Raw genomic sequence first — 17,559 nt, 5'->3', positions numbered from 1 at the left:
GCCACTCACTAGAACATTGAAGAATTGCTTTTTCTAACCGAGGTGTCTGACTGAAATAAATGATACGGTCCGTACGGTCATGGCACAACACTTCGCGGGTGGCGAAGTTGATGTGTCGCTATTCGTCGGTTTTGACCTGCCGATTTGAATTCTTGTTGATTAAAAATTTAACTGCGTCGCGATTGCAGGGCAGAGGCGTTTGTTGTCGGCACTAGCGCAATTGGAAGAAGACGGGGTGGAGACGGTTCAGAAAAGATCTTGACCCGCAGCCATTACGTGTGGGAACGGCTGCAGGGCATCTCAGGGGGCAATTGCATCAGCACAGTTGCAGCTCTGCACGGCTTGGTGTCATTAAATGTTGTGGGTCAAGCTGCTTCAGCAGTAAGGCAGCGACCGACCACAGCTCTTTATAGAAGTCGTATAGTTCGACACAGTAACGAACACACCCCATCGTGCTCAAGATCCATTCTCACGATGTACGATCTTTTTTCCCAAATATTCAGATCAAAATGACCATGAACCACATGTTTTTTCCCAAAATTTGCGGGCCTTTCACAATAAACTTGGCCGACAAGGCCTAACGCCCACACCCCCCGATCTCACCAACCAGAACCGCCAACACCATGACCGACGCCAGCACTTACACCCCACCCTCCGTCTGGACCTGGAACAAGGCCAGCGGCGGACGCTTTGCCAACATCAACCGCCCCATCTCGGGTGCGACGCACGAACAAGACCTGCCACGCGGCAAGCACCCGCTTCAGCTGTACTCGCTGGGCACGCCCAATGGCGTGAAGGTGACGGTGATGCTCGAAGAGTTGCTGGCTTTGGGGCACACGGGTGCCGAGTACGACGCTTGGCTGATCCGCATCCAAGAAGGCCAGCAGTTCAGCAGCGGCTTTGTGAGCGTGAACCCCAACTCCAAAATCCCTGCGCTGCTCGACTGCAGCAGCGAGCAGCCCGTGCGTGTGTTCGAGTCTGGTGCCATCTTGCTGTACTTGGCCGAAAAGTTTGGTACCTTGGTGCCCACCGATCCGGCCAAACGTGCCGAATGCATGTCATGGCTGTTTTGGCAAATGGGCAGCGCGCCTTATTTGGGCGGTGGCTTTGGCCATTTTTATGCCTATGCGCCCACCAAGATCGAATACGCCATCGACCGCTTTGCCATGGAAGTCAAACGCGAAATGGACGTATTGGACAAACGCTTGGCCCAGAGCCGCTTCATCGCGGGCGACGACTACACGATCGCCGACATTGCCATTTGGCCTTGGTACGGTGCACTGGCCAAAGGCCTGATGTACGAAGCGGGCGAATTTTTGCAGGTGCAGGAATACACCCATGTCCAGCGCTGGGCCGAAGAGCTGGCGCAACGACCCGCGGTGAAGCGCGGGCGCATGGTCAACCGCGTGATGGGTGCGCCAGAATCGCAATTGCACGAGCGCCACGACGCGGGTGACTTCGACACCCGCACGCAGGACAAACTGAACAAAGCTTAAGTTCAAGCTTTTATTGACGTTCTGGGGTCTAGCCCGCCGCCCACCGTGTTCAACGGGCCATGCAACTCGCTGGATCTTCGCTTTCAAGAACCTGGGCAGCCCACACGCCCAGCTTGGCGCAATCCGAGCGCAACACCTGTTGTTTGACCGACAAGATTTGCGAGGGGTGCATGGAAAAACTGCGCAGCCCCATGCCTAGCAGCAAACGGGTCATGGTCACATCACCCGCCATCTCACCACACACCGACACGCTTTTGCCTTGGCGGTGACCTTCGGCAATGGTGTCGGCAATCAGGCGCAACACGGCCGGGTGCATGGGGTCGTACAAATGGGCTACCGACTCGTCAGCGCGGTCAATGGCCAAGGTGTACTGGATCAAATCGTTGGTGCCAATCGACAAGAAGTCAAAGTATTTGAGAAACAGGCGCAAAGACAAAGCCGCTGCCGGAATCTCGATCATGGCCCCCAGGCGAACTGGGCCATAGGCCACGCCCCGGCGGTCCAGTTCGTGCCTGGCCTGATCGATCAGGGCGATGGTTTGGCGAATCTCGCTGCCATGCGCCAGCATGGGAATCAGCAAATTGACTTGGCCATGGGCTGCGGCACGCAAAATGGCCCGCAGTTGGGTCAAGAACATGGCCGGGTCGGCCAAGCACCAACGGATGGCCCGCAAGCCCAGTGCAGGGTTCAAGTGCGAGGCTTCGTGCCGTGAGTCGTCCAGCGGCTTGTCCGCCCCCACGTCCACGGTTCGGATGGTCACGGGCAAGCCGTTCATGCCATCCAAGGCGCGACGGTAGGCTTGGTATTGCGCCTCTTCGTCGGGCAAATGGCCCTGACGGCCCATGAACAAAAATTCGCTGCGAAACAAGCCCACACCCAATGCGCCTGCGGTGACCGCGGCCTGGGTGTCTTCGGGCATTTCAATGTTGGCGAGCAGCTCGATTTTTTGGCCGTCCAGCGTGACGGACGGCGTGTGGCGCAATCGGGCCAGGCGTTCGCGCTCCAAATCGCCCTGGCGCTGCTTGAAGCCGTAGTCGGCCAAGATGATGGGCGATGGGTCCACGATGACCACGCCCGCATCACCGTCGATGATGACCCAATCGTCTTGCTTGACAAGTTGGCTGGCGGTGCGTGCACCCACCACCGCCGGAATGTCCAAGCTGCGCGCCACGATGGCGGTGTGCGACGTCTTGCCGCCCACATCGGTCACAAAGCCCGTGAAAACACTTTGCTTGAACTGCAGCATGTCGGCGGGTGACAAATCGTGGGCCACCAGCACCAGTGGTACATCGATGTCGCCCAGTTGCAGCTCTTGCTGTGGGCGCTGGGGGCGTTTGGCCTGCGCCACCAAAGAGCCGGTGCCTTTGAGGCAATGCAAGACCCGCTCGCCAACTTGCTCCATGTCGGCTTTGCGCTCGCGAAGATAGGGGTCTTCCATTTCCTCAAACTGGCGAACAATAATCTCCAGCTGGCTGGTCAAAGCCCATTCGGCGTTGTACAGGCGCGTTTTGATCCAATGCACCACGCCCGACGTCAGTTCTTCGTCTTGCAACAGCATCAGGTGCACGTCCAGCAGTGCCGCCAGTTCATGTGGCGCATCTTTGGGCATGTCTTTTTGCAACCGCTGCAGCTCATCGACCACCGCGTCGCGGGCCACGCGCAAGCGCTGGATTTCAGCATTGACTTGGTCGGCCGCCACAAAGTAGTGCGCCACATCGACCCGACTGGAGGCCACCAGAACCGCACGGCCAATGGCGATGCCACGCGCCACCGCCAAGCCATGGATGCTGAAGGTCATGGCTTATTCACCTTCGCCAAATTTGTCGTTGATCAGCGCCAGCAGCGCTGTCAACGCCTCTTCGTCGCGCTCACCCGAGGTGTCAAGGACCACTTCGCTGCCCAAGCCTGCGGCCAACATCATCACGCCCATGATGCTTTTGGCATTGATGCGGCGCTCACCTTTGCTGAGCCAGACTTCGCACGGAAAACTGCCCGCCAGCTTGGTCAACTTGGCCGAAGCGCGGGCGTGCAAGCCCAATTTATTGCTGATGGTCACGGTGGCTTGGGGCATGTCTTTGTCCAGTTTGATTTTGGGGTGCGGTACTGCCCACGGGCATCACGCCTTGGGTGCCGCCCGCTTGGGCGCGTGCAGCCAAGGCCTCTAGGCTTTCGTGTCGGTAACACACACTGCGCAGCAGCATGGGCAAATTGGCACCCGCCACCAAGCGCGTGTTTTGACCATCACCCAGCTGCTGGGCCACGTTGCAAGGTGTGGCTCCAAACACATCGCTGAGCAGCAAGACCTCGGCCGTCCCGAGCGCGGCCATGGCTTCGCGTGCCAAGGCCAAGCTGTCTTCGGGCGCGTCGTCAGGCAGAACATCCAACGCTCGCACACCGTCTGCACAATCGGGGAAAACGTGCAAGGCACACTCGCGCAAGGCAGAGGCCAAAGGTGCGTGGGCAATGATGAAGATACCGATCATGATGGCTTTGATTATCGGGCTTGTACCGGCTTTTTCAGCATGAAAAAGACCCAGGAGGCCACCGAGCAGAGGCCAAAACAGGCCAAGGCCACCTGATAGGCTTGGGCGTTGACCAAGCCCAGGGCACGTCCGGCATCGACCAAGAGGCCAATGCCCCACTGCACCACAAAAATGCCCGCGAACACCACCAAGTTGTACGCCGACAGCGCCCGCCCTGCCAAATGCGATGGAAACGCCATGCCCACAGCGGGTTGCGCCAAGGCCACAAAACTGCTGGTCATGCACAGCAAGGCCAAGGCCACAGCAGCGCTGCCGCCTACGGCAGGGCCCGTCCAGACGAGCGTGCCCGTCACCACAAAACTCAATGGCAAGCCCCACGCGATCAGGCGTTCCACAGGAATGCCTTTGCGCGCCAGTCCCGGTGTGATCAAGCCCCACAACCAAAAGGTCACCAACATGGACAGATTGATCATGAACAGCCCGGACGCGGCTTCGGACGCTGTCCAACCGGCCACTTGGGTCATCCAAGGTCCTGCCCATAGGGTTTGAATGGCCACCATACCGCCGTAGCTGAAGAAGCCCATCGGGGTCATGCGCCAGAAATACGCGCTGCGCCAGATCTCGCGGTAGCTGCCATCGTCGTCGGGCGGCCGCTGCGGGGCGCCGAGTGCGGCTTTTTGCCAAACCGGGACCAGCAAAGCGATCAGCAGCATGGCGATGGCGATCATCGCGCCCAGCATGACAAAAATGGCGCGCCAACCCCAAATGGGCATGAGCCACTGCACCGGCAAGGTGGCGGCCAGCATGCCCAAAGAGCCCGTCATCAACATCCAAGAGTTGGTGCGCAGCTGGGTGCTGGCGTCAAACCAACGGCGGTAGCCCGTGAGCGGGGCCATCAGGCAGGCACTGACGCCCATGCCGCACAGCACGCGCGCGGCCAGCAGGCCCTGAAAACTGTCCGCCCAGGAAAAGGCCAAACAGCCCAGCACCGCCAAAGTCAAAAACGCCAAAATGACTTTTTTGGGGCCATGCTGGTCCAGCCAACGGCCCAAAGGCAACTGCGTGAGGGAAAAGCCCAAAAAGTAGCCCCCCGCCAACAGCCCCAAATCTTGCGCACTCAGGTTGAACTCGGTGGTCAGTGTGGGCGACAAAGTGGCGGTGATGGCCCGCACCAAGGCCGAAAAAAAGTAGGCCAGTGCAAAGGCCAGAAAGACCACGACCGCCATGCGGCGCGGCAAATGGTCGGCGTGCGGTGGCACAGTCGCACTCATGGCTTGATCCCGTCAAACAAGGTGTTGGCCATCTCTGGCTGAATTTTGGGGTCATACACCACGGCATGGACCACGCGAACACGGTCACCCTCGGCCACAGCGCCCCACACAGCGTCCATGCGCACGGGCTCTCCATTGGCGCGCAAACCCGGTGCCTGCAAGCGCACAGAAGCGCTCAGGGGCAACTGACCCGGACGGTGCCAAGCTGGCTGACCTGAAACCAAGGGTTGTTGCACTCGGGCGTTGTCCAAGGTGGCTTTTTGCCACCCGAGCAGGACCGTGTTGGCATCGGCGCCGGCAGGCAACAGCGCGGTCATCACCGCCACCATGGCCGTGCCACTCTCGCAGCCCACCACTTGCAAGTCAACCGGCACGCCACCCAGGGGCACGCTGCGGGTGGTTTTGTCGGGCTTGCAGGGCAATTGGGCTTTGAGAGGACTGCCCTCCAAACTGACATCGCGCCAGTTTTGGTCAGGACTACAAGCACTCAGATTCAAGGCGAATATCAAACTGGCCGATAGGGCCCAAAAATGGATTTGCATGGGGTGATTATCCTGATCAGCGGCGGCCTCTGGTTTTGGGGACAATGTGGCCCATGAATTCACTCGACGGCATCCGCGTTCTCGATCTCTCCCGCGTCTTGGCGGGCCCATGGTGTACACAGACTTTGGCCGACTTGGGGGCCGATGTCATCAAGATCGAGCGCCCGGGCACAGGCGACGACACCCGCACTTGGGGCCCCCCATTTTTGAAAGACGCTCAAGGCCAGGACACAGCCGAAGCGGCGTATTACCTCGGGGCCAACCGCAACAAACGTTCTTTGACCTGCGACATTGCCCAGCCCGAAGGCCAAGCCCTGATTCGCGAGTTGGTGCAACACTGCGACGTGTTTGTCGAAAACTTCAAGGTCGGTGACATGGCCCGCTATGGCCTGGACTACGCGAGCCTGAGCGCCCTGAACCCCAAACTGGTGTACTGCAGCGTGACCGGATTTGGGCAAACTGGACCTTACCGCGAACGCGCAGGTTACGACTATGCGGTGCAAGGCATTGGTGGCTTGATGAGCGTGACGGGCGAACGCGATGATTTGGGCGGCGGCCCCCAAAAAGTGGGCGTGGCCGTGGCCGATTTGTTCACCGGCATGTACGCCACGGTGGCGATTTTGGCGGCCTTGCGCCATGCCGAGCGCACTGGCCAAGGCCAACAGGTGGACATGGCCCTGCTCGACACCCAAGTCGCCATGCTGGCCAATTTGGGCTCGAACTACTTGGTCAGCGGCAAAGTACCTGGCCGGGCGGGCAATGCGCACCAGAACATCGTGCCTTACCAAGTGTTTGAGGTCATGCCACCCGAAGGCGCTGCGCCGGGCACCCGTGACCACCTGATTTTGGCCGTGGGCAATGACGGTCAGTTCGCCAAGTTCTGCGCCGTGGCTGGTCACCCCGAACTGGCCCAAGACCCTCGCTATGCACTCAACACCAACCGAGTCCGTCACCGCGCCGAGTTGGTGCCGCAATTGGAAGCCATCATGGCCACCCGGACCAAAGCCGTGTGGCTGAGTGCCTTGGAAGCGGCCAAGGTGCCTTGCGGGGCCATCAACACCCTGGGTGAAGTTTTTGCCGATCCGCACATCCAAGAGCGCGGCATGGTGAGCACTTGGTCACACCCGATTCAGTCCGAATTGAAACTGGTCTCCAGCCCCATCAAGATGAGCCTGACCCCTGTTCGCCAAGACCTGCCACCGCCCATGTTGGGCCAACACACGGCCGAGGTCTTGAGTGAAGTGTTGGGGTGGACGCCAGAACAACAAGGCTCCCTGCGTGGCAAAGGGGTGATCTGATGGCAAATTTTCTGCTCGTGCATGGGGCGTGGCACGGCGCTTGGTGCTGGCAGCGTGTGCTGCCCGGTTTGTTCAGCGCAGGACACCGCGCCCACGCTGTCACCCTCACAGGGGTGGGCGAGCGCGCCCATTTGCTCCAGCCGGGCATTGACTTGGAAACCCACATCCAGGATGTCATGGCCGCCATGGATGCCGAAGAGATGGACGATGTGGTTCTGGTGGTGCACTCTTACGCGGGCATGCTGGGCACCGCCGTCGCTGACCGCCGGCCAGAACGCCTGCGCCATTTGGTTTATTTGGATGCGGTGCTGCCCAAACCCGGCGAGAGCTGGAGCAGCACCCACGCCAGCGCCACCCGAAATGCCCGCATCGAGGGGGCCCAAGCCGATCCCTTGAATGCTTTTCCTGCGCCAGACCCCTCGGTTTTCGGCTTGAGCGATGCCGACCATGCCTGGGTGGCCCGCCGTCAAACACCGCACCCAGGCGGGCCTTATACCCAAGTGCTCAACTTTGACCCACAACGGGTGGCTTCTGTGCCCCGGACCTTCATCAACTGCACCCTGCCCCCACTGGGTACGATCGATGTCAGTCGAAGGCGCATGGTCGATCCTCAATTTTGGGATGGCGCTTGGCTGCCGGGCTCCAGCATTTTGGAAATGGCCACCGGTCATGATCCGATGGTCAGTGACCCCGATGGCCTTTTGAAGTGCTTGGTGTCCGTGCTTTAAGCCGCAGGGGCTTTGGTCAACGGATTAAACTTTCCCCAATGAACACACACCACCCTCGCTTTTGGCCTCAGCAGACCTTGGCCCATCGTTTTTGGATGTGCCTGACTGTGTTCGGCTTGTCATTCGCGCTTTGGGGTTGCGCTGGCGAACGCGCACCCGAATCGACTTTTGTACTGCTCGATGGGTCCAAGATCACGTCCAAGCAATTGCAAGGCAAGGTGTCTTTGGTCAATTTTTGGGCGACCAGCTGCACCACCTGTGTGGCCGAAATGCCTGAACTCATGGCCACGCACAACAAGTTCAAAGACCGTGGCTTTGAAACACTGGCCGTGGCCATGAGTTACGACCCACCCAGCTATGTCGTCAATTTCGCCCAATCGCGCCAATTGCCCTTCAAAGTGGCGATCGACAACACGGGCGCGGTGGCCCGCGAATGGGGCGACATCAAGCTCACGCCCACCACGTTTGTGGTGAACAAACAGGGCGTGATCGTGAAACGTTTTGTAGGGACGCCTGACTTTGTCGAACTGCACCAGTTGATCGACAAGCTTTTGGCCGAAACCTGATTTTTCAGGTCTTCACTGGCCATCGGCGGCTAACGCCAATCCGATGGTTGTGGACTGTCAGTCTTTGCGGAAGTTGTCGTGGCAAGCTTTACATGAAGCGGCTGCAGGGCCAAATGCGGCTTTCAGTGCATCCACATTGCCGGCTTTGGCTGCCGTGTTGAGCTTGGCGATTTCAGCCTGCATCTTGTCTGATGCTTCTTTGTATTTGGCCGCTTCTTTCCAAATTTCGGGTTTGGCTCGGGTTTCGCCCTTGTCGGTGCCCTCACCAAAAGCTGCCCATGGCAGTTTGCCCAAAGTGGCCACAATGTCTGCGTTTTCGGCTGCGGCCTTGGCATCGTAAGGTGCACGGCCGTTGGCCATGGCGCCCAGTCGCCCAAAGTGCGCCGCCATCACGGTGAAGCTGGCTTTGCGGTATTTGACCGCATCTTCGGGTTTGGCAAATTGGGCGTGTGCTGGCAGGCTCAAGGCCATAGCCACCAAAGCGGCCATCAGGCCGTAGTTTTGTTTCATGTTGGTCTCCGATCGGTTGAAACACAGGAAAAGATTTATCCTGTGACAGTCTGGCACAAGTTTTTGATTGCCGCAAAGCTGAAAGTGTTTATGTTCACCCTTCGCATCTGGGATTTGCCCACCCGACTGTTCCATTGGGCTTTGGCGGCCTGCGTGATGGGCTTGATCGTCACGGGCCTTTTGGGCGGCAACGCCATGTTCTGGCATTTTCGATTGGGGTATGTGGTTTTGGTTTTGGTGGTTTTTCGCCTGCTGTGGGGCTTTGTCGGCGGGTACTGGTCTCGCTGGTCGCAGCTGCCCTTGGCGCCTCGCCATGTGGGTGCCTATTTCAAAGGTGTTTCGGCTCACGTTTTTCCAGGTCACAACCCATTGGGGTCTTGGTCCATCTTGGCGATGTTGTTCATCTTGGGTTTTCAAGTGAGCACGGGCTTGGTCAGTGACGATGAAATTGCCAATGCTGGACCGCTCACTTCTTTGGTTTCTGGCAGTTGGGTGTCTTGGGCCACAAGCTGGCACAAGCTTTGGGGCAAATGGACCGTGATGTCCTTGGTGGCCTTGCACTTGCTGGCGCTGATTTGGTACCGCCTCAAGAAGCACCAATCCTTGGTGCCCGCCATGATCCATGGCGACAAGACCTTGTCCGTGGCCGTCACCGAAACCCAAGACCGAACCGCTCATCGTTTTTTGGCTTTGTTGTTGCTGGCCCTTTCCTCCATGGCTGTTTGGGCGCTTCTTTCTTTGGGCACCTGAGGCCGCATTAAACTGTTGCCCTACCCGTGCTTTTTGACTGATTTCCATGTCTGCTCATCCTCCCCTTGTTCAAATCACCCAAGTTGCCAGCTTGGCTGAGATGGACCAAACCCGTGCTATTTTTCAAGAGTACGCCGCTTCATTGACTGTGGACTTGTGCTTTCAGGGTTTTGAGCAGGAACTGCTAGATTTACCCGGTGAGTACGCGGGGCCTCGCGGCGCTCTTTTGTTGGCTTGGAAAGATGGCGTGGTGGCTGGCTGCTGCGCTTTACGCCCGCTGGATTCCTCTGACTATGCCAATGCCGCTGAGATGAAGCGCTTGTTTGTCCGGCCTGCTTGCCGAGGATTGGGTTTAGGCCGCTTGCTCACCGAGGCCATTTTGGATGCTGCCCGTGCGGCTGGTTTCAGATGCGTGTTGCTCGACACACTGGATGAGATGGAGTCGGCCCGGGCACTTTACGAAGACTTGGGCTTTGTGGAGATTCCACCCTACTATCACAACCCCCATGCTGGCGCGCATTACCTGAAAGTGGACATCGATTGACCATTGATCGTGATCGTGATCGTGATCGTGATCGTGATCGTGATCGTCATGTGTAACAAAAAAGGGACCCTCAGGTCCCTTTTTTGATGCGGCAAAGCGCAATCAGCCTTTCGCTTGTGCCAACAAGGTGGCTGCGTCGCTGACTTCAAATTTGCCAGGACCTTCCACGTTCAAGGTTGCCACTTTGCCGTCTTTGACTAGCATCGAGTAACGGTTGCTGCGAACACCCATGCCACGGCTGGTCAAGTCCAGAGTCAAGCCAGTGGCTTTGCTGAAATCGGCACTGCCATCGCCCAGCATGCGCACCTTGGCCTCTGTCTTCTGGTCACGGGCCCATGCGCCCATCACAAACGCGTCGTTCACGCTCACGCACCAGATTTCGTCGACGCCTGCTGCTTTGAATGCATCGAAATGCTCCACATAGCCGGGGACGTGTTTGGCTGAGCATGTCGGTGTGAAAGCACCCGGCAAAGCAAACAAGGCGATGGTTTTACCGGCTGTTGCTTTGGCGACGTCTACGGGGTTGGGGCCAATGCTGCAGCCGTTGCCTTCGACTTCAACGAATTCCATCAGCGTGGCTGCGGGCAGTGTGTCACCGACTTTGATCATGTTGTGCTCCTTGGGGTTTGTTTGGCGAATCAGGCCGAGGTAAAAAAAAACGACCCACCATTGTGGGTCGTTTTTAGAAAGTTTGCAGCAGTCTGGCTTTTGGGCTTAGACGGCAGCAGCTTTCTGAACCAGGCGCGTAGCGACCCAGTTTTTGGTCTTCGAAATCGGACGGCTTTCCGTGATTTCAATGGTGTCGCCCAGGTGGTATTCACCTGTTTCGTCGTGCGCGTGGTACTTGCTCGACTTGGCCACGATCTTGCCGTAAAGCGCGTGTTTCACACGGCGCTCCACCAGCACGGTCACGGTCTTGGCGCGTTTGTCGCTGACCACCTTGCCAATCAAGGTGCGCTTGAGGGATGTTTTAGCTTCCGTCATGGTCACTCCTTACTTGGCGGCTTGCTTTTGGGCAAGGATGGTTTTGGCACGGGCGATTGAGCGACGTGTTTCGCTCAAAGTTCCGGTGTTGCCGAGTTGTTGCGTGGCTTTTTGCATACGCAGACCAAAGTGGGCTTTTTGCAGCGCTTTGATCTCGTCTTTCACACCGGCAACGTCTTTTTGGCGCAATTCAGCAGCATTCATTTCTTATTTCTCCTGAATTATTGGCCAATCATGCGGGCCACAAAAGTGGTACGCAAGGGCAACTTGGCAGCGGCCAATTTGAAGGCTTCGCGGGCCAACTCTTCTGGCACGCCTACGATTTCGTAGAGCACCTTTCCGGGTTGGATCTCGGCCACGTAGTACTCGGGGTTACCTTTACCGTTACCCATACGCACTTCAGCAGGCTTGGTGGAAATCGGCTTGTCGGGGAACACACGAATCCAGATGCGACCACCACGTTTGACGTGACGGGAAATCGCACGGCGTGCGGCTTCGATCTGACGGGCCGTCAAACGGCCGCGGTCTGTGGACTTCAGGCCGAAGTCACCGAACGCTACCGTGTTGCCACGGGTAGCGACGCCGGTGTTGCGGCCTTTCTGTTCCTTGCGGAACTTTCTGCGAGCAGGTTGCAGCATGTAATTACTCCTTATTGACCGTCAGCTGCTGCAGCTGGCGCGGCGACTGTGCGTACGCGCTTAACGGCGGGTTTGGCATCACCACCTGCACCGGCGGGCTTGTCGCTACCGTCAGTGGGGGCTGTGTTGGTGCCTGCGGGACGACGTGGGCCACCACGGCGATCGCCTGCGGGGCGCTCACCAGGACGTGCATCACGGCGTGGACCACGTGGGCGGCGTTCTTCTTCGGCACGTGGCTCAGCCAGTGCAGGAGCGTCATTGCGACCCAAGGTGTCACCTTTGTAGACCCAGACCTTGACACCAATGATGCCGTAGGTGGTCTTGGCTTCGGAAGTGGCGTAGTCGATGTCAGCGCGCAGGGTGTGCAATGGCACACGGCCTTCGCGGTACCACTCGGTACGCGCAATTTCGATACCGTTCAAACGGCCAGCCGACATGATCTTGATGCCTTGGGCACCCAGACGCATGGCGTTTTGCATGGCGCGCTTCATGGCGCGGCGGAACATGATCCGCTTTTCGAGCTGTTGCGTGATGCTGTCAGCGATCAACTGAGCATCGATTTCAGGCTTGCGCACTTCTTCGATGTTCACGGCCACTGGCACGCCCAAGCGAGCAGAGAGTTCTTTCTTGAGCAACTCGATGTCTTCGCCTTTTTTGCCGATCACCACACCTGGACGAGCCGAGAAGATGGTGATGCGGGCGCTCTTGGCTGGACGCTCGATCAGCACGCGGGAAACCGCTGCGTTCTTGAGCTTGGCCTTGAGGTACTCACGCACCTTGATGTCTTCAGCCAGCATGCCGGCGAAGTCTTTGTTGCTGGCGTACCAACGGCTTGCCCAGTTACGGCTCACGGCCAAACGGAAGCCGGTAGGATGGATTTTTTGTCCCATGTTTCTTCCCTGGCTTAGTTGCCGACCGTCACATACACATGGCATGTGGGCTTGCTGATACGGTTGCCACGGCCTTTGGCGCGGGCGGTGAAACGCTTGAGCGTGGTGCCTTGCTCGACGTAGATGGTTTTCACCTTCAACTCGTCGATATCAGCACCGTCGTTGTGTTCAGCGTTGGCGATGGCGGACTCCAAAACTTTCTTGACGATGCCCGCAGCTTTTTTCTGCGTGAATGTCAGGATGTTCAGAGCTTGATCCACTTTTTTACCGCGAATCAAGTCGGCGACCAGGCGGCCTTTATCGACCGACAAACGGACGCCCCGGAGGACTGCACGTGTTTCCATGGTCTTTCCTTATTTCTTCTGGACTTTTTTGTCCGCAGGGTGACCCTTGAATGTCCGGGTCAATGCGAATTCGCCCAATTTGTGGCCAACCATTTGGTCGGTCACATAAACAGGAACGTGTTGCTTGCCGTTGTGAACGGCGATGGTCAGACCGATGAAATCGGGCAAAACCATGGAGCGACGCGACCATGTCTTGACGGGCTTTTTATCTTTGGTGGCAACGGCTTTTTCAACCTTGGCCAGCAAATGGTGGTCAACGAAGGGACCCTTTTTGAGAGAGCGTGTCATTGTCTAACCCTTACTTCTTGCGACGCGACACGATCATGACCTGTGTGCGCTTGTTGTTACGGGTACGGTAGCCCTTGGTGAGGTTGCCCCACGGGTCTACTGCATGACGGCCTTCGCCGGTACGGCCTTCGCCACCACCGTGCGGGTGATCCACAGGGTTCATGGCCACGCCACGAACTGTTGGGCGGATACCCATCCAGCGCTTGACACCGGCCTTGCCCAATTGGCGCAGGCTGTGTTCTTCGTTGGCGACTTCACCAATGGTTGCACGGCACTCGATGTGGATCTTGCGAACTTCACCGGAGCGCATACGCACCTGAGCGTAGATGCCTTCGCGAGCCAGCAAGGTTGCCGAAGCACCTGCCGAGCGAGCGATCTGAGCACCCGCACCGGGCTTGAGCTCGATGCAATGGATGGTCGAACCCACGGGGATGTTGCGGATCGGCAAGGTGTTACCAGCACGGATCGGGGCTTCTGCGCCCGACAACAGGGTTGCACCGGCTTCAATGCCACGGGGGGCAATGATGTAACGGCGCTCGCCATCGGCGTAGCACAGCAAAGCGATGTGCGCAGTACGGTTTGGATCGTACTCAATGCGCTCGACTTTCGCCGGGATCGCATCTTTGTTGCGCTTGAAATCGACCACGCGGTAGTGGTGCTTGTGACCACCGCCTTTGTGGCGCGTTGTGATGTGACCGTTGTTGTTACGGCCCGACTTCTGGTGCTGGGGTTCCAGCAACGGAGCGTAGCCTTCACCTTTGTGCAGGTGGTCACGGGTGACCTTCACCACGCCACGACGGCCTGGGGATGTCGGTTTGATCTTGATGACAGCCATGATTACGCGGCCTCCCCAGACAGGTTCAGCTCTTGACCTGGTTGCAGCGTGACATAAGCCTTGCGAATGTTGTCGCGACGGCCAATGGTCTTGCCAAAACGCTTGGTCTTGCCCTTGGTATTCACCACAGACACGCCTTTGACCTCAACCTTGAACATCAATTCCACAGCGGCTTTGATTTCAGGCTTGGTAGCGTCCTGCAGCACTTTGAAAGTCACAGCGTTGGATTTCTCAGCAACCATGGTGGCCTTTTCAGACACGATGGGAGCCACCAACACGGACATCAGACGACCTTCGTCGAACTTCACGGCGCTCATGCAAACATCTCCTTGAGTTTGTCCATAGCGCCTTTGGTCACGAGGACTTTCTTGAAGTTCACCAAAGACACGGGATCGGCGTAACGTGGCTCAACAATCAGGATGTTGATCAGGTTGCGCGATGCCAAGTACAGGTTTTCGTCGACTTCGTCAGCGATCACCAGCACATTGTCGAGACTCATGGCCTTGAACTTGGCAGCGAGCTGCTTTGTTTTAGGCGTCTCAACCTTGAAGGAGTCCACCACAGCCAGACGGCCTTCGCGGGCCAACTGGGAGAAGATCGAAGCCATACCAGCACGGTACATCTTCTTGTTGATCTTCTGCGTGAAGTTTTCGTCGGGCATGTTCGGGAAAATCCGACCACCGCCACGCCACAAAGGCGAGGAAGTCATACCAGCACGAGCGCGGCCAGTGCCTTTTTGTTTAAAAGGCTTCTTGGTGGAGTGGTGAACTTGTTCACGGTCCTTTTGAGCGCGGGTGCCTTGACGGGCGTTTGCCTGGTATGCCACCACGATTTGGTGGATCAGGGCTTCGTTGTATTCACGACCGAACACAGTCTCAGGCGCATCCACTTTGGAAGCGGCTTGACCTTGGTCATTCAGGAGTTCGAGCTGCATCAGATCGCTCCTTTAGCTTTGATGGCGGGACGCACTGTCACGAAACCACCCTTGGAACCAGGAATGGCACCCTTGACCATCAACAGGCCACGGGCTTCGTCAACGCGGATGACGGCCAGGTTCTGCGTGGTGCAAGTCACATCACCGAGGTGACCCGACATTTTTTTGCCTGGGAACACGCGGCCTGGATCTTGGGCCATCGAAATCGAACCGGGCACGTTGTGCGAACGGCTGTTACCGTGCGATGCGCGCTGCGATTTGAAGTTGTGACGCTTGATCGTGCCGGTGAAGCCTTTACCGATGGAGGTGCCTTGCACGTCCACTTTCTGGCCCACAGCAAACACGGCAGCCACGGGCACAGTGGCGCCTGCGGCGTACTGGGCAGCCGTGTCGGCGGTCACGCGGAATTCTTGAATGATTTCACCGGCTTCAACACCGGCTTTGGCCAGGTGACCAGCGATGGGCTTGGTCACGCGCGATGCCTTGCGGGCACCAAATGTCACTTGCAAAGCGACATAGCCATCGTTCTCTTGGGTTTTGACCTGGGATACACGGTTGTTAGACACATCTAACACTGTGACAGGAACTGAATCCCCATCATCAGTGAACAGACGCATCATGCCCACCTTGCGACCCAGCAACCCGAGGGAGTTGCTAAGACTCATTGTTTTTCTCCAAAACTTTCACCGAGGCCACTTCAATTGGCAGCCCCGTTTGGTGTGTGAAAGAGGGTTAATAATTCTCACCTCATTGAGATGAGCCTGAAATTATAGCCCGACTTGCCATTGCTGGCAAATCGGACCCCATTTCAAGTTTTTGGATGGCTTTTCAGCCACCCCAAACCGCATTACTGCAGCTTGATTTCGACGTCCACGCCTGCGGGCAGATCGAGTTTCATCAGGGCGTCAACGGTTTTGTCCGTTGGGTCCACGATGTCCATCAAACGCTGGTGCGTGCGGATTTCCAACTGGTCACGGCTGGTCTTGTTGACGTGCGGTGAACGCAAGATGTCAAAACGCTTCATGCGTGTTGGCAAAGGCACGGGGCCTTTGACAATCGCGCCTGTGCGCTTGGCGGTGTCAACGATCTCGGCAGCGGACTGGTCGATCAATTTGTAGTCAAACGCCTTCAGGCGAATGCGGATTTTTTGCTTGGATGACATGTCAATTCCTTGTGGTGAGTGTTCTGCTTGCTGCAGCGCAAAGGCTTGGCCTTTGCGCCACCGATCCACAAAGAATTAAGCAATGATCTTGGCAACAACGCCAGCGCCAACGGTACGACCGCCTTCGCGGATGGCGAAGCGCAAGCCTTCTTCCATCGCAATGGGGTTGATCAACTTCACAGTGATCGACACGTTGTCACCAGGCATCACCATCTCTTTGCCTTCTGGCAATTCGATCGCGCCGGTCACGTCAGTCGTACGGAAGTAGAACTGAGGACGGTAGTTGTTGAAGAAAGGCGTGTGACGGCCACCTTCGTCTTTGGACAAGACATAGATCTCGCCCGTGAAGTGGGTGTGCGGCTTGATCGAACCTGGCTTGCACAGCACTTGGCCGCGCTCGACGTCTTCGCGCTTGGTGCCGCGCAGCAAAATGCCGACGTTGTCGCCAGCTTGACCTTGGTCGAGCAACTTGCGGAACATCTCAACGCCTGTGCAAGTGGTCTTGACGGTGTCTTTGATACCCACGATTTCGATTTCTTCGCCGACTTTGACGATACCGCGCTCGATACGGCCAGTCACCACAGTGCCGCGACCGGAGATGGAGAACACGTCTTCCACGGGCATCAAGAATGCGCCGTCCACTGCACGCTCAGGTGTAGGGATGTAGTTGTCGAGTGCATCAGCCAACTTCATGATGGCTTCTTCGCCCAATGGGCCTTTGTCGCCTTCGAGGGCCAGCTTGGCTGAACCTTGAATGATCGGTGTGTCGTCGCCTGGGAAGTCGTACTTGGACAACAACTCGCGCACTTCCATCTCGACCAGTTCCAACAACTCAGCGTCGTCAACCATGTCGCACTTGTTCAAGAACACGATGATGTAAGGCACGCCAACCTGGCGGGCCAACAAGATGTGCTCGCGGGTCTGGGGCATAGGGCCGTCAGCAGCGGAGCAAACCAAGATAGCGCCATCCATCTGGGCAGCACCCGTGATCATGTTCTTCACATAGTCAGCGTGGCCTGGGCAGTCCACGTGGGCGTAGTGACGGTTTTCTGTTTCGTACTCGACGTGAGCGGTGTTGATCGTGATACCACGAGCCTTCTCTTCGGGAGCCGCGTCGATCTGGTCGTACGCTTTGGCCGAACCGCCGAACTTTTGAGCCAACACAGTCGTGATGGCAGCAGTCAGGGTGGTTTTGCCGTGGTCAACGTGACCGATCGTGCCCACGTTCACGTGGGGTTTGGTCCGTTCGAATTTTTCTTTAGCCATTTTTCAATCCTTAAAAAGAGCAATGCCCGT

25 protein-coding genes are annotated in these 17,559 nt (G+C 57.5%); 6 read left to right on the top strand and 19 right to left on the bottom strand.

Translation table 11 applies throughout. The annotated features are described in order from the left end of the window. Positions 1–623 precede the first annotated feature (623 nt). A complete protein-coding gene (yghU, locus tag B9Z40_RS08830) occupies positions 624–1,496 on the top strand; it encodes a glutathione-dependent disulfide-bond oxidoreductase (protein ID WP_100172805.1) in 873 nt (290 codons plus the stop codon). A gap of 49 nt (positions 1,497–1,545) precedes the next feature. On the opposite strand, the gene ptsP is transcribed toward yghU, so the two are convergent. From ptsP to B9Z40_RS08805, 5 genes are read right to left on the bottom strand one after another with little or no spacing between them, the layout of a single operon-like run. Continuing rightward, on the bottom strand, positions 1,546–3,294 hold the full coding sequence (ptsP, locus tag B9Z40_RS08825) for a phosphoenolpyruvate--protein phosphotransferase (RefSeq protein WP_100172804.1): 1,749 nt from the start codon (positions 3,292–3,294) through the stop codon (positions 1,546–1,548). Between the two features lie 3 nt (positions 3,295–3,297). Beyond that, complete coding sequence (locus B9Z40_RS08820; protein ID WP_100172803.1) at positions 3,298–3,567, bottom strand: HPr family phosphocarrier protein; 270 nt, start codon at positions 3,565–3,567, stop codon at positions 3,298–3,300. Then, on the bottom strand, positions 3,536–3,979 hold the full coding sequence (locus B9Z40_RS08815; protein WP_100173019.1) for a PTS sugar transporter subunit IIA: 444 nt from the start codon (positions 3,977–3,979) through the stop codon (positions 3,536–3,538). Before B9Z40_RS08815 ends, B9Z40_RS08820 begins: the two co-directional genes overlap by 32 nt. Positions 3,980–3,990: 11 nt before the next feature. Then, positions 3,991–5,250 carry an MFS transporter gene (locus B9Z40_RS08810; protein WP_100172802.1) on the bottom strand — a complete coding sequence of 420 codons (1,260 nt, stop codon included), beginning with the start codon at positions 5,248–5,250 and terminating at the stop codon, positions 3,991–3,993. Then, the gene (locus B9Z40_RS08805) at positions 5,247–5,792 is read right to left on the bottom strand and encodes a hypothetical protein (RefSeq protein ID WP_100172801.1); all 546 of its coding nucleotides are present in this window, start codon (positions 5,790–5,792) and stop codon (positions 5,247–5,249) included. The genes B9Z40_RS08810 and B9Z40_RS08805 overlap by 4 nt, the downstream gene beginning before the upstream one ends. 53 nt (positions 5,793–5,845) lie before the next feature. On the opposite strand from B9Z40_RS08805, the gene B9Z40_RS08800 reads away from it, so the two are divergent. From B9Z40_RS08800 to B9Z40_RS08790, 3 genes are all read left to right on the top strand, one after another. After that, positions 5,846–7,090 carry a CaiB/BaiF CoA-transferase family protein gene (locus B9Z40_RS08800; protein ID WP_100173018.1) on the top strand — a complete coding sequence of 415 codons (1,245 nt, stop codon included), beginning with the start codon at positions 5,846–5,848 and terminating at the stop codon, positions 7,088–7,090. Continuing rightward, the gene (locus B9Z40_RS08795) at positions 7,090–7,818 is read left to right on the top strand and encodes an alpha/beta hydrolase (protein WP_100172800.1); all 729 of its coding nucleotides are present in this window, start codon (positions 7,090–7,092) and stop codon (positions 7,816–7,818) included. The genes B9Z40_RS08800 and B9Z40_RS08795 overlap by 1 nt, the downstream gene beginning before the upstream one ends. A 95-nt stretch (positions 7,819–7,913) precedes the next feature. Continuing rightward, positions 7,914–8,384, top strand: coding sequence for a TlpA disulfide reductase family protein (locus B9Z40_RS08790; protein WP_100173017.1), 471 nt, complete (start codon positions 7,914–7,916; stop codon positions 8,382–8,384). 57 nt (positions 8,385–8,441) lie between these two features. On the opposite strand, the gene B9Z40_RS08785 is transcribed toward B9Z40_RS08790, so the two are convergent. Further along, positions 8,442–8,894, bottom strand: coding sequence for a cytochrome c (locus tag B9Z40_RS08785; RefSeq protein ID WP_100172799.1), 453 nt, complete (start codon positions 8,892–8,894; stop codon positions 8,442–8,444). Positions 8,895–8,984: 90 nt separating this feature from the next. On the opposite strand from B9Z40_RS08785, the gene B9Z40_RS08780 reads away from it, so the two are divergent. Next, a complete protein-coding gene (locus tag B9Z40_RS08780) occupies positions 8,985–9,644 on the top strand; it encodes a cytochrome b/b6 domain-containing protein (RefSeq protein ID WP_100173016.1) in 660 nt (219 codons plus the stop codon). A gap of 46 nt (positions 9,645–9,690) precedes the next feature. Continuing rightward, the gene (locus B9Z40_RS08775) at positions 9,691–10,188 is read left to right on the top strand and encodes a GNAT family N-acetyltransferase (RefSeq protein WP_100172798.1); all 498 of its coding nucleotides are present in this window, start codon (positions 9,691–9,693) and stop codon (positions 10,186–10,188) included. A 102-nt stretch (positions 10,189–10,290) separates the two neighbouring features. Here the strand turns inward: B9Z40_RS08775 and B9Z40_RS08770 are convergent, their stop codons facing one another. From B9Z40_RS08770 to tuf, 13 genes are all read right to left on the bottom strand, one after another. Then, a complete protein-coding gene (locus B9Z40_RS08770) occupies positions 10,291–10,797 on the bottom strand; it encodes a peroxiredoxin (protein ID WP_100172797.1) in 507 nt (168 codons plus the stop codon). Between the two features lie 105 nt (positions 10,798–10,902). Further along, positions 10,903–11,172, bottom strand: coding sequence for a 30S ribosomal protein S17 (gene rpsQ / locus B9Z40_RS08765; RefSeq protein ID WP_090044304.1), 270 nt, complete (start codon positions 11,170–11,172; stop codon positions 10,903–10,905). 9 nt (positions 11,173–11,181) lie between these two features. Further along, positions 11,182–11,376 carry a 50S ribosomal protein L29 gene (gene rpmC, locus B9Z40_RS08760; protein ID WP_100172796.1) on the bottom strand — a complete coding sequence of 65 codons (195 nt, stop codon included), beginning with the start codon at positions 11,374–11,376 and terminating at the stop codon, positions 11,182–11,184. A 17-nt stretch (positions 11,377–11,393) separates the two neighbouring features. Further along, on the bottom strand, positions 11,394–11,810 hold the full coding sequence (rplP, locus tag B9Z40_RS08755; RefSeq protein ID WP_019426900.1) for a 50S ribosomal protein L16: 417 nt from the start codon (positions 11,808–11,810) through the stop codon (positions 11,394–11,396). Between the two features lie 11 nt (positions 11,811–11,821). Beyond that, positions 11,822–12,700, bottom strand: a complete 879-nt coding sequence (gene rpsC / locus B9Z40_RS08750) for a 30S ribosomal protein S3 (RefSeq protein WP_100172795.1) — start codon at positions 12,698–12,700, stop codon at positions 11,822–11,824. A gap of 14 nt (positions 12,701–12,714) precedes the next feature. Continuing rightward, on the bottom strand, positions 12,715–13,044 hold the full coding sequence (rplV, locus tag B9Z40_RS08745; protein ID WP_019426902.1) for a 50S ribosomal protein L22: 330 nt from the start codon (positions 13,042–13,044) through the stop codon (positions 12,715–12,717). A gap of 9 nt (positions 13,045–13,053) precedes the next feature. Continuing rightward, the gene (gene rpsS / locus B9Z40_RS08740; RefSeq protein WP_007847809.1) at positions 13,054–13,332 is read right to left on the bottom strand and encodes a 30S ribosomal protein S19; all 279 of its coding nucleotides are present in this window, start codon (positions 13,330–13,332) and stop codon (positions 13,054–13,056) included. A 10-nt stretch (positions 13,333–13,342) separates the two neighbouring features. Then, on the bottom strand, positions 13,343–14,167 hold the full coding sequence (gene rplB / locus B9Z40_RS08735) for a 50S ribosomal protein L2 (protein ID WP_100172794.1): 825 nt from the start codon (positions 14,165–14,167) through the stop codon (positions 13,343–13,345). Positions 14,168–14,169: 2 nt separating this feature from the next. Next, positions 14,170–14,484: a 50S ribosomal protein L23 gene (gene rplW / locus B9Z40_RS08730; RefSeq protein WP_019429300.1), complete on the bottom strand. Its 315-nt coding sequence runs from the start codon at positions 14,482–14,484 to the stop codon at positions 14,170–14,172. Next, positions 14,481–15,101 carry a 50S ribosomal protein L4 gene (rplD, locus tag B9Z40_RS08725; RefSeq protein WP_019426906.1) on the bottom strand — a complete coding sequence of 207 codons (621 nt, stop codon included), beginning with the start codon at positions 15,099–15,101 and terminating at the stop codon, positions 14,481–14,483. The genes rplW and rplD overlap by 4 nt, the downstream gene beginning before the upstream one ends. Continuing rightward, entirely contained in the window at positions 15,101–15,766 is a 666-nt protein-coding gene (rplC, locus tag B9Z40_RS08720; protein ID WP_100172793.1) for a 50S ribosomal protein L3, read from the bottom strand. The genes rplD and rplC overlap by 1 nt, the downstream gene beginning before the upstream one ends. A gap of 182 nt (positions 15,767–15,948) precedes the next feature. Further along, the gene (gene rpsJ, locus B9Z40_RS08715; RefSeq protein WP_019426908.1) at positions 15,949–16,263 is read right to left on the bottom strand and encodes a 30S ribosomal protein S10; all 315 of its coding nucleotides are present in this window, start codon (positions 16,261–16,263) and stop codon (positions 15,949–15,951) included. A gap of 75 nt (positions 16,264–16,338) precedes the next feature. Further along, positions 16,339–17,529, bottom strand: a complete 1,191-nt coding sequence (tuf, locus tag B9Z40_RS08710) for an elongation factor Tu (RefSeq protein ID WP_100172792.1) — start codon at positions 17,527–17,529, stop codon at positions 16,339–16,341. Between the last annotated feature and the right edge of the window lie 30 nt (positions 17,530–17,559).

Origin of the sequence: Limnohabitans sp. 15K (assembly GCF_002778285.1) — a bacterium.
Classification (GTDB): domain Bacteria; phylum Pseudomonadota; class Gammaproteobacteria; order Burkholderiales; family Burkholderiaceae_C; genus Limnohabitans_A.
Note: the sequence above shows the minus strand (reverse complement) of the source record. Positions and strands in the feature narration are given on the sequence as shown.

Bases quoted from the DNA above. Each gene is read 5' to 3' on its own strand.
- B9Z40_RS08800 (WP_100173018.1), top strand. From the start codon at position 5,846: ATGAATTCACTCGACGGCATCCGCGTTCTCGATCTCTCCCGCGTCTTG.
- rpsC (WP_100172795.1), bottom strand. From the start codon at position 12,700: ATGGGACAAAAAATCCATCCTACCGGCTTCCGTTTGGCCGTGAGCCGT.
- rplD (WP_019426906.1), bottom strand. From the start codon at position 15,101: ATGCAGCTCGAACTCCTGAATGACCAAGGTCAAGCCGCTTCCAAAGTG.
- rpsQ (WP_090044304.1), bottom strand. From the start codon at position 11,172: ATGACGGAAGCTAAAACATCCCTCAAGCGCACCTTGATTGGCAAGGTG.
- B9Z40_RS08820 (WP_100172803.1), bottom strand. From the start codon at position 3,567: ATGCCCCAAGCCACCGTGACCATCAGCAATAAATTGGGCTTGCACGCC.
- rplC (WP_100172793.1), bottom strand. From the start codon at position 15,766: ATGAGTCTTAGCAACTCCCTCGGGTTGCTGGGTCGCAAGGTGGGCATG.
- B9Z40_RS08810 (WP_100172802.1), bottom strand. From the start codon at position 5,250: ATGAGTGCGACTGTGCCACCGCACGCCGACCATTTGCCGCGCCGCATG.
- rplB (WP_100172794.1), bottom strand. From the start codon at position 14,167: ATGGCTGTCATCAAGATCAAACCGACATCCCCAGGCCGTCGTGGCGTG.
- yghU (WP_100172805.1), top strand. From the start codon at position 624: ATGACCGACGCCAGCACTTACACCCCACCCTCCGTCTGGACCTGGAAC.
- ptsP (WP_100172804.1), bottom strand. From the start codon at position 3,294: ATGACCTTCAGCATCCATGGCTTGGCGGTGGCGCGTGGCATCGCCATT.
- rpsS (WP_007847809.1), bottom strand. From the start codon at position 13,332: ATGACACGCTCTCTCAAAAAGGGTCCCTTCGTTGACCACCATTTGCTG.
- B9Z40_RS08770 (WP_100172797.1), bottom strand. From the start codon at position 10,797: ATGATCAAAGTCGGTGACACACTGCCCGCAGCCACGCTGATGGAATTC.
- B9Z40_RS08785 (WP_100172799.1), bottom strand. From the start codon at position 8,894: ATGAAACAAAACTACGGCCTGATGGCCGCTTTGGTGGCTATGGCCTTG.
- B9Z40_RS08815 (WP_100173019.1), bottom strand. From the start codon at position 3,979: ATGATCGGTATCTTCATCATTGCCCACGCACCTTTGGCCTCTGCCTTG.
- B9Z40_RS08780 (WP_100173016.1), top strand. From the start codon at position 8,985: ATGTTCACCCTTCGCATCTGGGATTTGCCCACCCGACTGTTCCATTGG.
- rplW (WP_019429300.1), bottom strand. From the start codon at position 14,484: ATGAGCGCCGTGAAGTTCGACGAAGGTCGTCTGATGTCCGTGTTGGTG.
- rpmC (WP_100172796.1), bottom strand. From the start codon at position 11,376: ATGAATGCTGCTGAATTGCGCCAAAAAGACGTTGCCGGTGTGAAAGAC.
- B9Z40_RS08790 (WP_100173017.1), top strand. From the start codon at position 7,914: ATGTGCCTGACTGTGTTCGGCTTGTCATTCGCGCTTTGGGGTTGCGCT.
- rpsJ (WP_019426908.1), bottom strand. From the start codon at position 16,263: ATGTCATCCAAGCAAAAAATCCGCATTCGCCTGAAGGCGTTTGACTAC.
- B9Z40_RS08775 (WP_100172798.1), top strand. From the start codon at position 9,691: ATGTCTGCTCATCCTCCCCTTGTTCAAATCACCCAAGTTGCCAGCTTG.
- B9Z40_RS08795 (WP_100172800.1), top strand. From the start codon at position 7,090: ATGGCAAATTTTCTGCTCGTGCATGGGGCGTGGCACGGCGCTTGGTGC.
- rplP (WP_019426900.1), bottom strand. From the start codon at position 11,810: ATGCTGCAACCTGCTCGCAGAAAGTTCCGCAAGGAACAGAAAGGCCGC.
- tuf (WP_100172792.1), bottom strand. From the start codon at position 17,529: ATGGCTAAAGAAAAATTCGAACGGACCAAACCCCACGTGAACGTGGGC.
- rplV (WP_019426902.1), bottom strand. From the start codon at position 13,044: ATGGAAACACGTGCAGTCCTCCGGGGCGTCCGTTTGTCGGTCGATAAA.
- B9Z40_RS08805 (WP_100172801.1), bottom strand. From the start codon at position 5,792: ATGCAAATCCATTTTTGGGCCCTATCGGCCAGTTTGATATTCGCCTTG.